11 protein-coding genes are annotated in these 13,240 nt (G+C 39.4%); 9 read left to right on the plus strand and 2 right to left on the minus strand.

Annotated features, from left to right (window positions below):
* Positions 1-98 precede the first annotated feature (98 nt).
* Complete coding sequence (locus tag F607_RS0112280) at positions 99-674, plus strand: hypothetical protein (RefSeq protein ID WP_027708327.1); 576 nt, start codon at positions 99-101, stop codon at positions 672-674.
* Between the two features lie 232 nt (positions 675-906).
* Here the strand turns inward: F607_RS0112280 and F607_RS0112285 are convergent, their stop codons facing one another.
* Positions 907-1,683, minus strand: a complete 777-nt coding sequence (locus F607_RS0112285) for a copper homeostasis protein CutC (RefSeq protein WP_027708328.1) — start codon at positions 1,681-1,683, stop codon at positions 907-909.
* Positions 1,684-2,168: 485 nt separating this feature from the next.
* On the opposite strand from F607_RS0112285, the gene F607_RS0112290 reads away from it, so the two are divergent.
* The 3 genes from F607_RS0112290 to F607_RS0112300 all read left to right on the plus strand — a co-directional run bounded on the left by F607_RS0112290 (position 2,169) and on the right by F607_RS0112300 (position 5,158).
* Positions 2,169-3,263: a lipase secretion chaperone gene (locus F607_RS0112290; RefSeq protein ID WP_027708329.1), complete on the plus strand. Its 1,095-nt coding sequence runs from the start codon at positions 2,169-2,171 to the stop codon at positions 3,261-3,263.
* 91 nt (positions 3,264-3,354) lie between these two features.
* Positions 3,355-4,380 (plus strand): esterase/lipase family protein, encoded by a 1,026-nt coding sequence (locus tag F607_RS0112295; RefSeq protein ID WP_027708330.1) that lies wholly within the window; start codon positions 3,355-3,357, stop codon positions 4,378-4,380.
* 223 nt (positions 4,381-4,603) lie between these two features.
* Positions 4,604-5,158, plus strand: coding sequence for a zf-TFIIB domain-containing protein (locus F607_RS0112300; RefSeq protein ID WP_230400400.1), 555 nt, complete (start codon positions 4,604-4,606; stop codon positions 5,156-5,158).
* A 241-nt stretch (positions 5,159-5,399) separates the two neighbouring features.
* On the opposite strand, the gene F607_RS0112305 is transcribed toward F607_RS0112300, so the two are convergent.
* Positions 5,400-6,365 carry a Rossmann-fold NAD(P)-binding domain-containing protein gene (locus tag F607_RS0112305; protein ID WP_027708332.1) on the minus strand — a complete coding sequence of 322 codons (966 nt, stop codon included), beginning with the start codon at positions 6,363-6,365 and terminating at the stop codon, positions 5,400-5,402.
* A 110-nt stretch (positions 6,366-6,475) separates the two neighbouring features.
* Between F607_RS0112305 and F607_RS0112310 the strand changes: the two genes are divergently transcribed.
* The 5 genes from F607_RS0112310 to F607_RS32820 all read left to right on the plus strand — a co-directional run bounded on the left by F607_RS0112310 (position 6,476) and on the right by F607_RS32820 (position 13,196).
* Entirely contained in the window at positions 6,476-7,108 is a 633-nt protein-coding gene (locus F607_RS0112310) for a helix-turn-helix transcriptional regulator (protein ID WP_027708333.1), read from the plus strand.
* Positions 7,109-7,164: 56 nt separating this feature from the next.
* Positions 7,165-8,136 carry a threonine/serine dehydratase gene (locus F607_RS0112315; protein WP_038291182.1) on the plus strand — a complete coding sequence of 324 codons (972 nt, stop codon included), beginning with the start codon at positions 7,165-7,167 and terminating at the stop codon, positions 8,134-8,136.
* A 409-nt stretch (positions 8,137-8,545) separates the two neighbouring features.
* The gene (locus tag F607_RS35130; protein ID WP_038291184.1) at positions 8,546-9,853 is read left to right on the plus strand and encodes a LamG domain-containing protein; all 1,308 of its coding nucleotides are present in this window, start codon (positions 8,546-8,548) and stop codon (positions 9,851-9,853) included.
* Between the two features lie 255 nt (positions 9,854-10,108).
* The gene (locus tag F607_RS35135) at positions 10,109-11,536 is read left to right on the plus strand and encodes a phage baseplate protein (RefSeq protein ID WP_051311410.1); all 1,428 of its coding nucleotides are present in this window, start codon (positions 10,109-10,111) and stop codon (positions 11,534-11,536) included.
* Between the two features lie 214 nt (positions 11,537-11,750).
* The gene (locus F607_RS32820; RefSeq protein ID WP_051311412.1) at positions 11,751-13,196 is read left to right on the plus strand and encodes a LamG domain-containing protein; all 1,446 of its coding nucleotides are present in this window, start codon (positions 11,751-11,753) and stop codon (positions 13,194-13,196) included.
* Positions 13,197-13,240 lie beyond the last annotated feature (44 nt).

Here is a 13,240-nt window from a genome sequence, read left to right on the forward strand (position 1 = left end):
GACCATTTTAGTGAAGGTGTTCTTTACTGGGTTATTTATATTTTTGGATTAATTGCATTATTAATTGTTTGATAAGTTGGCAGGGTTGTGGTGAGAGTATGAAAGCTTTAATGAGTATAATATGTTTGTTAGTGTTAGTATACTTAATTTATCAAAATTTTGGCGATAAAGAGCTTGATATTGTTATATCAGGAGAAAACTACTCTGTTGAAAATAAAGATTATAATTATCAGTATAAATTAAATAAGGATATGTCTAAGGTTGAAGGTGTGGCTGTTTTTTCCCAATATATTGAAGATCCCATTGAGTACGGGGGTACCTTAATTAGGTTGATGTATCTGGATAAAAAGGCAGTGAAACTGCACGAACAAAAACATGGTAAAAATGCAGCTTGCCCAGCCCCATTTCTTAATAAATATGGTCGTGAAAAGTGGATCTACGCTTTTGATTCGAGCATTGTTGAACAAATATTAAGCATTGAACTTCCAAATTATAATGATCCTTCAACATGGAAAAAGATTTCTATAAAAGGAAAGTGTGTTGAAAAGCAAATCAGTGGCATTGATAAAAGTGATAATCAATCTTTAATGTTGCCCAATACACATTTTAATGCATGCCGCTCATTTGTTGTTTTTAATCTTATAGAGACACCATACCTCAATATTGATCGGTGATTCCTGACCCTCCTTCTTATTTTTTTCTGTGCGCTATCACGAGCCAACTCATGCATGTGAAGCTTCCTTATTGCAACTTTGTAACATTGTAAGCTTCCTACTACCCATAAGTATTTATAGTGATATTTTGACCTGGCAAGACAAAGGTTGGGGCGCACCCGTCGAGCTGTTGCCAAAAGGCAAATATATGTCTCTACGTTTACGCTGGTCCGATGTCTGCTATGAAGGGGTTTTATACCCCTTGTGTTTTGCTTATGATTGCCTTTGCTGCTTTTATTTCTTCTGCATCAGGTAAATAGTAACCAAACTCATCACTATCTCCATTGGTACCCATATGAATGTTAGGATTCTGATGCCGCATATTTGAAGCAACACGCTTTCTTGCTGACATGTGAATTTCTTGAGCTGGTACGGTTTCAAGAAATGATTGAAGATTGCTCGCTCTTAGTCCACTCCCTGGCATGATAATCAATTGCTCTTGAGCTTGTTTGATAAGATCTTGTAAGACACTGACTCCATCAATGGCATGATGCTGGAATCCTGCGGTTAAAATTCGTTCAACACCCAGCTTTAAACAAACTTCTAGTGATTGAGCGGGGTCTTTTGTCATGTCAAATGCGCGATGTAGAGTAATTGATAAAGGATGAGCAAGGGCTATGAGGCTATGTAAGCGATCATAATCAAGTTTGCCTTCTGGTGTTAAGATACCTGTAACGAAACCACCCAACGTTGGAAAAGCATGTTTAATTGCAAGCAGGTCGGCTTTCATTACCGCGAACTCTTCGTCTGAGTAGCAGAAATCTCCAGCGCGAGGGCGAAGCATAACATTGATCGGAAGATTAATTTTGTCTCTAATATTGTAGATCAAGCCTATTGAAGGGGTTAGCCCTCCACAGCTTAATTCGCCACACAACTCTAACCGGTCTGCACCTGCAGATGCGGCAATGAGTGCACCATCAACCGAGTCAACACACACTTCTAGCTTTGTACAAGATATGGAGTCTTTCATTGAGCTACCTTTAAACTTACCGAGGTTTGCTTATCGCTATACCCTTCGCTATAGGTATAGTGTATACCTTTTATTTGGGTATATACCTGGTCTTTTTGACAGCAAAACTTACATTTTTCAGCGATTCTAATACAAGTCAGATAAGTAGCTGTTGATTATGGTCATGAGTAAGGGAAGATCTCTTGTCAGGTACTCCGTTTTAGCAAATGCTTATATTTGATAAGGCTGTTGCCGTTTTATTGAGTCATGCTTCATGTTTATAAATGTTAAAAGTATGAGCTTTGTCACATATATTTGTGTATATTTTGTTCCAAATAAAAAAGCTATTTAATAGAATTTAATAAATCATACGGCATATAGCTTATAAATTAAGAAAAGTAAGCTGTATTTACGCCACTTGATATTTGATACTTGATAATAGTCATAATGCATCCTAACTGTCTGTCAAGATGGGAATATTTTCTGTCACTACATGGAATGTCACTATGAAACGTGCTTGGTACTATATTCTTCCTCCTGTTGTTATTATTGCATATGCGAGCATTACTACTTTGCAAAAAGGACAACATTCTTTACCACAAGCTAAATCGGGTTTGACAACTCAACAAGAAGTGATGGTGTCTGCTGATAAAGAACTCTCGAGTAATAAAAAAGAACATGAATACCTCGCTGTGAATGGAAATAACAGCAGTAATACGACAGTAGTAAAAGAGATATTACCTGCATCTTGGCAAGGCACTCGAATTGATGGGCGACTAAAAATAGATGAAGCAGGTCATCTGATTGTAGAACAACAAACAAAAGATTTATTTGACTATTTTTTATCTGCTGCTGGAGAAGTCCCTACGGAAGAACTTATTGTTAAACTTCAGCATTATTTAACTGAAAACTTACCTTCTCCAGCAAAAGAGGAAGGACTCAGTTTACTGAATGACTATATTAGCTACCGTGTCGAATTGTCCAACTATCAAGAGCAGTACGCTAATCTGCATTTAAATGAAAATGCACAGGAAATATCAGATAACTTACAGCAAGGCTATTCGCAGAACAATGTAGAACAATTACAGACTCATTTTGAACATTTATATCAGTTAAGACGTGATAAATTAGGAATGGATGTTGCGGATGCTTTTTTTGGTCTACAGGAAGAATATGACCAGTATCAACTAGAAAAAATTAAGATAGCACAAAATGATTCGCTTTCGGTTGCACAAAAACAAGCTGAATATAATCGTATATTAGATGAGATGCCTACACAAGTCAGGTTTATAGTAGCACCTGAGCAAGTTATGAGTCAGCTGAGTGATATTAATCAGCAATACATATCTGAAGTAGATCGTTATCAGGCAAGAAGTGAGCTATTAGGTGATGAAGCTGCACAAAGGCTTGCAGCACTGGATAAAAAAAGAGAACAGTGGAAATCCCGGCTTTCAACATTTAGGACGATGAAGGCAGAAATAGAGCGTTCGGGATTATCTACACCTGATCAACAGCAGGCAATTAATCAACTGCTTAATGATCAATTTAGCCATCATGAACGAAGGCGTGTTGCTGCAATTGAAAATATAAACTTACCTTAGTCATTTTTATAAAAAGTACGTTTATTCGCGAAGGAACATCACAAAGGATTTTCGCTGCAGCGGTTTGTTGTTTATAAAGAGGAGATCATTAATGAAAAAAGCATTATCAGCGGTAGCTGTTGGTGTTGCTTTGGCAGCATCAAGTGCAGCAAATGCTGGATGGTTAAACTGGGTTAAGTTTGTCAATCAATTAACTGAGCCAACAGTACAGGAAAATTACACTAAAACAGCGCATCCTATTGTGCTTGTTCATGGTGCAATGGGGTTTAAATCAATTGAAGGTGTTGAGTATTTTTATGGCATTGCTCAGTCACTTCGACGCAGTGGCGCTACGGTTTTCACTGCAAACCTAAGTGCACTTGAATCTGATGAAGCGCGTGGTGAACAATTAATTGAACAGCTAGAAAATTGGCAGGCCATTAATGGTGCAACAGGTTTTAATTTAATGGGGCATGCACAAGGTGGCAATACTATTCGTTATGTTGCAGCGGTACGTCCAGATTTGGTGAAATCAGTAACCGCAATAGGCACACCTATCAATGGCAGTATCTTTGCGGATAAGGTTCTGGATGTTTTTAAAAAGCTAGATGAAAAACAGCCTTTATTAGGCAAAGTAACAAAATTTGTAGGACAGCTTATCACTAATGGAGCAATTACACTGGTAGATAATGCTGTTGCTGATAATCCTTCAGGAAAAGGTCAAAATATTGCTAATATGTTGACGGCCTTGAGTACTGAAAATATGCAATCATTTAATGAAAAGTACAGTGCAGCATTACCTATAGCGCCATGTGGGGAAGGGGAAGCTGTTGTTAATGGAGTGCATTATTACTCATGGGGTGGTAATAAATCCTATACTAATCCTGTAGATCCTTCTGATTATATTATGTTGGGTACAGCATTAATGTTTGGTAAGCATGGTGATGCAAATACACCAAAACATGATGGATTGGTGAGTAGTTGTAACATGCATTTAGGAAAAGTTATTCGCGATGATTACAAACTTAACCACCTTGATGAAATTAATCAGGTGATGGGGATGTATGGCTTTTTTAACACAAACCCGATAAGTATTTATCGGCAACATGCCAACCGATTACAGCAAGCGGGTTTATAAAACAAAACACATGAAAGAAGCAGCTATACCCTTCACGAATGATTTCTAGGTTTTGTTATCTTCACTCCTCACCCCAATCACCTATTAATATAGGCTCATGGGGATTCGTCACTTGATGACCGCACCTAAAAACCATTCGTATTGGGTATATCTAAATAATTGCGTATTAGGTGCATTTTTGCTAATAATAAATGCATCTGCTGGACGGCATTAGGAGTGCGCTATGTTGAAATGTACCAGCTGTCGTCAAGGTTCATTGACGCCAGGTTATTTGGATATGCTGTTTCCTTGCCATACGTGTGATCACTGTGGTGGCAACTGGGTATTATTGAAAGATTATTTACGGTGGAAAGAGGCAAATCCAGATTACCAGTTTGAACAGGCAACAATTGAAGTCGAAGCTGAAGACTCTAAACGTGCCATGACCTGCCCTCAAACAGGAAAGTTGATGGTGAAGTATCGTATTTCAAAAGATACAGATCATCGGCTGGATTTGAGTCCTGATGTACACGGCATTTGGTTAGATAAAGGTGAGTGGGATTTATTAAAAAAAGCAGGGCTGGCAGGAAATCTTAATGCTATTTTTACCGATCCCTGGCAACGAAAAATAAGAGAAGCCAATGCTAAAGAAGTTTTTGAGCAGCTTTATAAAGAGCAGTTTGGTGATGATGATTATCAAAAATTAAAACTGACTCGTGACTGGATAAATCAGCATCCTAAACGCAGTGACTTGCTTGCTTACTTGGTAGCAGATGATCCCTACTCTGCTAATCGCTAGCAGAAATAAGTGACTGTAGTCATAGTTAATTGCTCCTCGGCAATGGCTCCTGCATTGTTCTACTATATGACAACCATGTCATTATGCATAAACTGCATTCATACTATCCTTTGTAAAAAGGTTGCATACCGTAAATTCTTCCCTTGAGGCTTGTTTGCCGCATCCTTGCGGCAAACTGTTCGGTAGACGTTACCCTGTATTTATCTCTTCTGCCACTTAAAATCATTCGTAACAGGGGTATTTATTCGGGTTGCGAACTTTTATTTTTTATTGCCTCGTAAACAGTCGTTGCAATGGCTATGTCTTGTACGGCAACCCCTGTTAAATCGCAAATAGATATTGCTGTAGAAGAGCGTTCCACTACACAAGGGTTATTAAGTACATCGCCTAGCGCAACGATTGTCTTGTTATCTAGCAGGCCAGATTGGAAGGCATGTGCTGTCTCCCCATGATCACAACACTGATCTTTACTATCAACCACTAATATATCGGCTGCTGCAACAAGCGACGTTGCAAGTTCTTGTTTACCTTCAGCATCAGCTCCAACTGCGGTGATATGGGTTCCTGGCTGCACCCATTCTGTTTTAACAATAGGTTCTCTACTGGGAGTAGTGGTCACGATTAACTGACTTTCACTAATAGTCTGCTCTGGTTGCTTGGAGGGTAAAACCTGAAAGCCAAACTCAGCCATTTCGTCAGCAAATTTCTCACAGTGGTGTAGGGATGGACTCCAAACACTGACTTTTTTGCAGGTAGTTGCATAGCTTAGCCACTGCAGCTGATGCCTTGCCTGAATACCGCACCCGATTAAACCAATTTGCTGAATGTTTTGCGGGGCTAAATGTATAGCGGCTAAAGCACCTGCAATGGCGGTTCGTGTATCAGTGAGCCAGCCTTTATCTTGTAGGAGGGCAAGTGGTTGTCCTGTCTGGGATGACATAACCAGCATTAAACCGTCGCTGGTGGGCAAATTGACAAGATGATTTTTAAAAAAACCAGTAGCCACCTTAATGACGAAATAAGGCGAGTCATTGATATAGCCATACTTAATATGACAGTCCCCAGGAGGTTCCTGAAAGCCAAGGTAGCCCACTGGAGGTACATTCACTTTTTGCTGTGAATAAGCAATAAATCCATCTTTAATGTTTTTTAGAGCTGCTTCGGGGGAGAAAGCTGCTTGTATCTCATTAAGTTCTATAACGTCCATACTTAACCCTTGTTGCTGCAAATACGATCGAATAAAAATTATACTTTACTATCTAATATAGACTTAATAGTATATATGGTCAATAGTAAGAGCAATTGTTGGTTAGACTGATGAAAAAACAAAAGACGAATAATGATCACTCAAAGTTATTAGCCCCTTACTTTGCTGTCGCTGATGGAATAGCGGCTTTGTTTCATCCTTATGCAGAGGTGGTCATTCATAGTTTAGCGACAGACACGGTGGTGTATGTCGCTAATAACTTTTCAAAGCGTGAGCTAAATGAAACATCAAATCTGGATGAGTCACAGTTTAATGTTGAACAAACAGTAATCGGTCCCTATGAAAAACTAAACTGGGATGGGCGAAAGTTAAAAAGTATCAGTGTAGTACTGAAAACACCTGAGCAAAAAAATATTGGATTGTTATGTATTAATTTTGATGTATCTGCAATGAACGACTTGCAAAAAGCGCTTCAGCTTTTTTTAAAGCCTGAGTCGTTAGTCCCTCAGCCAGATGAATTATTTCAGGATGACTGGCAGGAAAAAATAAATGTATTTGTCCATGATTGGTTACGATCGCGTCAATTAACACTGAATACTCTCTCGCGAGAGGAGAAAAAAGAGCTTGTTGCGACTTTATTTGAGCAAGGCGCATTCCATAAAAAAAATGCAGCTGAATATATTGCTAATGTAATTGGTTTAAGCCGAGCGACAGTGTTCAATTATTTAAAAGAGCTGCGCTAGTACTTGAAGTTTTTTAAATGATTTTCGAAAGATTTTAAAGTGAAAGGATAGGTTTTATGCAAATTACTAAAGAGTTAATTGATAACACGCATCATCAAATTAGTCAGAGGTTAAGAACAACGGCTTTGGATTATAGTATTGAGTTAAGTGAAAAAACGGGTGTAAATGTTTGGTTAAAAAAAGAGTATCAACAGTTTACAGGCTCTTTTAAGTTAAGAGGAGCTTTAAGTTGCATTAACCAGCTTAGTCAAACCCAAAAAGATGTAGGTGTTATTACTGCTTCCTCTGGTAATCACGGGTTAGGTGTAGCCATGGCAGGTAAAATAACCGGCACGAAGGTGACGGTGTTTCTGCCAGCAAACACATCAAAAGTTAAACTAACAGCGTTACAGCATTTGAATGCGAATGTCATTGTGGTGGATGGTGATGTGTTAGTAGCAGAACAACAGGCTGCGGAGCTGGCTAAAGAAAAAGGTTGTTATTATGTTTCACCTTACAATGATCCTTATGTTATTGCAGGACAAGCAACATTAGCGATGGAAATACACCAGCAGTTGCCTAATGCAGATACTGTATTTATCAGTGTTGGTGGTGGTGGTTTGATTAGTGGTATAGGGTCCTACTACCAAGAAAATAAACTAGAGACAGAGATTGTTGGCTGCTGGCCAGAAAATGCGCCTGCTTTACTAAAGTGTCTTGAGGAAGGAAAAATTATCGAAATTGAAGAGCAACCTACGCTTTCAGAGTCTACTGCAGGTGGCGTAGAACCAGAAAGTATCACCTTTCCCATTGCCCAAAAAGTAGTTAATACATGCTATACCGTTTCTGAGACAGAAATAGGTCATGCGATGTATATGTTAGCGAAGTATGAAAGAGAAATAGTGGAAGGTTCCGCAGGGGTTGCTATGGCGGCTTTAATGCAGCAGGCTGAACAGTACAAAGGAAAGAATGTTGTTGTCGTACTTTGTGGCAAAAATATAGGCTTTGATAAATGGCTACAGGTCATTAAACAGTACGAAGATGATTGATTTTTAAACAATGCAATATGCAATAAGTAGATATATTCTTGCAGATGATCGGCTATATTGTACCGTTTGTCTGCTTTTTTTGGTTTAAATTGAAATAAGATTTTGTTATAACTTATTGATTTATATGATAATTATTAGTCTTCCCTGGCTGTTAAGGCGTCTTTCCTTGAATTTAACAAAAAGCACGAATTGCTGGATATCTATTATAAGACACCTATAAAGAGTCCAACTTTTTAGATGTGTTTTATGTTTTGTATTAAAAATAATCAAATTTATTTGTTTAATATTCTTGATAAGGATAGCTCTAGCTATAATAAAGTGCATATAAATCAACTAGTTATGCTGTAAATTATGCGTCATTAGTATTAGAATATGGCCTGCGGTATTTAATGTAGGTAAAGCAAAGCTGATGATAAAATATACAAAATTATTCTATTCCCTCTGCCTTTCCACTGCTTTTTTCGCTCCTGTTTGTACTTCAGACGATATACCATCAGTACCAGCGCAATTAGGTTATTGGTCATTTGATGCAGGTTTAAATAATGAAGGTGCCAGAGACTTTTCAGGAAATGAACATCATGGATACTTTCTCAGTAATGAGTATGAAGTATCGTTAGGTAAGGTGATACTAGGAGGGGGACGCTATTCGCAGCAAGCAGCAAAAGGAACAGCACTCCTTGTTGATATGGAAGACCCGCTGCTCATTAAACTTTCTGACTTTGATGTAAGTAAGCCATTTTCATTAGCTATATGGTTTAGGGCTGACGAACTTGGTATACAACAAACGTTGTTTGAGCAGAGCAGACCAGCTGAGTTTGGAGAAGGCCGGTTTGGTATTTATTTAAATGAGCAAAACCAAATTGCTATCGAGTTTGTTAACGAAAATGGAATTAAAGGAGACTTAATCTCCAACCAACTTACTCAAATAAAAGGTAAGTGGCAGCACCTGGTTTTTTCATTTGATGGCAATCAATATGATATGCACCTTGCTTTAAATGGTCAGTATCTGCCTGCTACAAAAACTCCGTTACCTTCGCTTTTAAAATTAGATGGCCCAATAATTATTGGAAATGGGGTAAATCAAACACCATTTTATGGTGCACTTGATGAAATTCAACTTTATAGCCGGGCAATAAGTTCGCTTGAAGCACGATGTTTAACAGAGTTGGGCTTTAAATGTGTTCCTGATTTCTACCAGGGGTCACGTGGTCCAAAAGGTGAGCAGGGGGCAGTGGGTTTACAAGGGCCTCAGGGTAAGCAAGGTCAACCTGGGGAAAGAGGACCTGAAGGTGCGCAAGGCAAACAAGGCATTACGGGTCCACAAGGTTCTGTTGGGCCTCAAGGAGCTAAAGGCGAAAAAGGTGAGCAGGGTGCTCAGGGTGAGCAAGGCCCAGTTGGACCTGCGGGCAAAGATGGGAAGGATGGTAAAGATGGGGGGATAAAGTCACCAGTCATTAGAACCTGTCGTTTTTCTAATCCCAATGAGTGGCTTGGTTATTGTCAGGTGAGTTGTGAGTCGAACGAAAAGGTCATTGGTGGTGGTTGTAAAGTTGGAAAAGAGCTAGATCCTGGAGAACGTTATTATTACCTGAAAAAAAATTACCCACATAATAATGGCTGGTATTGTGAGTCGATAGCAAATGGCGGCTTTAGAAATCCAAAAGGAACTGGTTACGCTATTTGTATGGAAATAAAGAAGGATGAAGGTTTGCTTTAAGATAGCAGAATTGTATCAAATTGGCAGTACGCAATAAATTTTAAAAACTAACCCCCTCCTAACCTCCTCCTTATCTAAAGGGGAGGAATATATTGTGCAAACTATTAGTAAGATGACTGGTTATATTTTTTCACTTAATCATCCTTCTTAACGAAGATGATGGGGAAAGCTCAGTCTTGATTCCCTCCCCTTAAATAAGGGGAGGGTTAGGGTGGGGTTCACGAATTATCCGGGAAGTAAAATAGGTAACGTAAAATGCAATTAAAAAAACCATTAGCACTTATTATTTCAACACTGATATCAGCATCTTCAATGGCTTCTGATACAGCCTATCCAGCTATCACTAATTCAGAAATTGGATATTGGTCGTTTGATGGTGGACTTTACCAGCAAGGTGGGGTTGATTATTCATCTGAGGGAAATGATGGTTATTTTCTAGAAGAAGGTGAAGGCTCTATTAGTGGTGGAAAGTACAACGAACAAGGTATTTCAGGTACATCTCTGCAGCTAGAACAAACCAATCCATTGGTCATTAATGTAAATGCCAATGGCGAAAAATTTGATATCAATGGACCCTTTGCACTTTCATTTTGGTTTAAGCCAACAAAAGTCAATGCTAAGCAAGTACTCGTTGAAAAAAGTGATTCAACCTCAGATGCTTTATTTTCTATCTTTATAGGTACAGATAACCGTTTAAAAGTAGTTTTTAGAAATGCGGATGGTGTCATCGGTGGTGTTGAGTCCCTTGATCCCCTGCCTAATTTAAAAAATAACTGGCAGCATGTGGTATTTTCTTTCAGTGGACACCAAAGTGGGCTAAATCTCGCCTTAAATGGTCGTCGTTTGAAAGACGTCAAGTTGGGTTTACCAGAAGATGTGAATACAGATAACCCATGGGTATTTGGCAATAGTGTCGCTGAGCAGTTGAATCATCCATTAATGGGTGAGCTTGATGAAATTCATTTATACAGTCGAGCTATTAGTTCACTTGAGGCGAACTGCCTAGCTGATTTAGGCTTTCACTGTGTACCTACTTTTTATCAAGGACCTCCAGGACAAAGAGGGTCTCAGGGTGCTCCCGGTATTCCAGGAAGACAGGGTAAAAAAGGCGATAAAGGTGATCGTGGTCCACAAGGCGAAAAAGGTGATAGCGGTCCAATAGGTCCAGAAGGTTCTCGAGGCCCACAAGGCCTAAAAGGTGATAAAGGTGAGCAAGGTGACCAGGGATTAAAGGGTGATCGAGGCCCTCAAGGACCAAAAGGTGACCCTGCTGATGTTTACCCTGTAGGAAGTCTTTATTTCAACGCGACCGATGGCGCAAATCCAAGTCAGCTGTTAGGTTTTGGTGAGTGGCAGCCTTTTGGGCAAGGACGGGTTATTTTAGGCGCTGGAGCAACAAAAGACTCACGCGGTGAAAGTAGAAACTTTGCAGCTGGCAGTATAGGTGGAGAATTTCAGCATCAATTAACAATACCTGAAATGCCAGCGCATACACACCGTCAAGGTTATCGTGGTGGTAGACAGTATGGGAATACTGTTGGTTGGATTACTGTTAAAAATGTGGGGCCATGGGTAATACATGATGGAGCTGATGCAAGGCCCATGATGCCTGAGGGAGGAAACATGCCTCATAATAATACTCAGCCTTATGTAACGGTTTATATTTGGAAGCGAGTTAAGTAGTTAGATTGATCCCCCTCCCAGCCTCCCCCTTGAAAAGAGGGGAGGCGTAGATGGTGCATAATTTTAAGCGCAATGATTAATTATTAACTCCGCTAAGCAACCCCTTTTAAATAAACGAGTGGAGAAAACTTTGTCTTGTTTCCCTCCTCTTAAATAAGGGGAGGGCTAGGGTGGGGCTAAAAAAATATCCAGAAAGTAAAAAAGGTTTTATTTAATGAAAAAGCCACTAGCCGTATTAATTTCAAGCATTATTAGTGCTTCAATATCAACTTCATTGGCAGAAGAGCTAATATTAACTAACTCGGAACTAGGTTTCTGGTCATTTGATGGAGGTCTACATCAACAGGGAGGTGTGGACTACTCAGGCAATAACAATCATGGTTATTTCTTAGATGAGGGGGAAGGATCTTTTAATGGTGGTCAATATTCTGAACAAGGCGCTTATCGTGCTGCTTTAAAAGTTGAAGCAGACAACCCCTTTGTAGTCAATGTTACTGAGTTAAATATCAATGAGCCTTTTTCAATTTCTTTATGGTTTAAGGCGGAGAAAGCAGGCGATCGTCAAGTATTAGTTGAAAAAGGCAGCCAAACAACAAATGCACGTTTTAGCATTTTTCTTGACGAAGAAAATAGACCAAAAGTGTTGTTTCAAAATGCTGTTGGTGAGCTAGGTGGTTTAGAAGCTGATACTGCTTTAACGGATACAAATCAAAAATGGCAGCATTTAGTTTTTTCATATAACGGCAAACCTAACGGTATTCATCTTGCTATAAATGGCAAACGCATTGACGCTTATAATTTAGGTATTCCTGCCAATGTCGAAGCTGATGGCCCCTTGGTATTTGGTAACTCTGTAATCGATCAACGTAATTACCCTTTACAGGGATTTATGGATGAAATCCATGTTTATAATCGTGCGATTAGTTCAATAGAAGCAAACTGTCTTACTGAGTTAGGCTTTAATTGTGTTCCGGCTTTTTATATGGGACCTAAAGGTGATCGGGGTAGACAAGGGCCTCCAGGAATTCCTGGTAAAGAAGGTAAGAAAGGCGATAAAGGTGATCGTGGTCCTCAAGGAGAAAAGGGTGAAAAGGGCGATAAAGGTCCAGTAGGTCCACGAGGTCCTCAAGGTTTGAAAGGAGAAAAAGGCGATAAGGGTGATCAAGGATTGAAAGGTGATACAGGCCCGCAAGGGAAAGTTGGACCTCAGGGAGCAAAAGGCGAGGTAGGTCCTCAAGGTAAACCTGGTTCGTCAGTGGATAGAAAACACTATTATACGACAAAAGCTGAACGCGGCACATCCATTGTAATTCCTGAACAAGATGTCATTGACTTATGTAGTGATGAAGATGGATGTCAGATAAGGTTAGGACTTGATGATTGGAATACAAGTCTTCCAGGTAATGTTGAATTTGGCAGCTTTATGTTTTTCTATAATAAGGATACTAAAGTTTGGTTTGGCAACAAAGGCAGTGAAGCATACGGGATTAATGGTGACAATGTCTTTGAGAGAAATATTGCTCATGCTTATGCGTGCCATTTTTCTGCTGGTGATTATAAAAACTGGAAAAATGATGGCGATAAAGACTTAAATTTTTCATTGGTGAGCTGGAATAATCATAACTACGTAGCTAATTGTCGTCTAACGATTATCGATTAGTGTATTTAACCCCCTCCCAACCTCCCCCTTGGAAAAAGGGGAGG

Source organism: Zooshikella ganghwensis DSM 15267 (assembly GCF_000428585.1).
GTDB lineage: Bacteria > Pseudomonadota > Gammaproteobacteria > Pseudomonadales > Zooshikellaceae > Zooshikella > Zooshikella ganghwensis.

Bases quoted from the DNA above. Each gene is read 5' to 3' on its own strand.
- F607_RS0112280 (WP_027708327.1), top strand. From the start codon at position 99: ATGAAAGCTTTAATGAGTATAATATGTTTGTTAGTGTTAGTATACTTA.
- F607_RS0112285 (WP_027708328.1), bottom strand. From the start codon at position 1,683: ATGAAAGACTCCATATCTTGTACAAAGCTAGAAGTGTGTGTTGACTCG.
- F607_RS0112290 (WP_027708329.1), top strand. From the start codon at position 2,169: ATGAAACGTGCTTGGTACTATATTCTTCCTCCTGTTGTTATTATTGCA.
- F607_RS0112295 (WP_027708330.1), top strand. From the start codon at position 3,355: ATGAAAAAAGCATTATCAGCGGTAGCTGTTGGTGTTGCTTTGGCAGCA.
- F607_RS0112300 (WP_230400400.1), top strand. From the start codon at position 4,604: ATGTTGAAATGTACCAGCTGTCGTCAAGGTTCATTGACGCCAGGTTAT.
- F607_RS0112305 (WP_027708332.1), bottom strand. From the start codon at position 6,365: ATGGACGTTATAGAACTTAATGAGATACAAGCAGCTTTCTCCCCCGAA.
- F607_RS0112310 (WP_027708333.1), top strand. From the start codon at position 6,476: ATGAAAAAACAAAAGACGAATAATGATCACTCAAAGTTATTAGCCCCT.
- F607_RS0112315 (WP_038291182.1), top strand. From the start codon at position 7,165: ATGCAAATTACTAAAGAGTTAATTGATAACACGCATCATCAAATTAGT.
- F607_RS35130 (WP_038291184.1), top strand. From the start codon at position 8,546: ATGATAAAATATACAAAATTATTCTATTCCCTCTGCCTTTCCACTGCT.
- F607_RS35135 (WP_051311410.1), top strand. From the start codon at position 10,109: ATGCAATTAAAAAAACCATTAGCACTTATTATTTCAACACTGATATCA.
- F607_RS32820 (WP_051311412.1), top strand. From the start codon at position 11,751: ATGAAAAAGCCACTAGCCGTATTAATTTCAAGCATTATTAGTGCTTCA.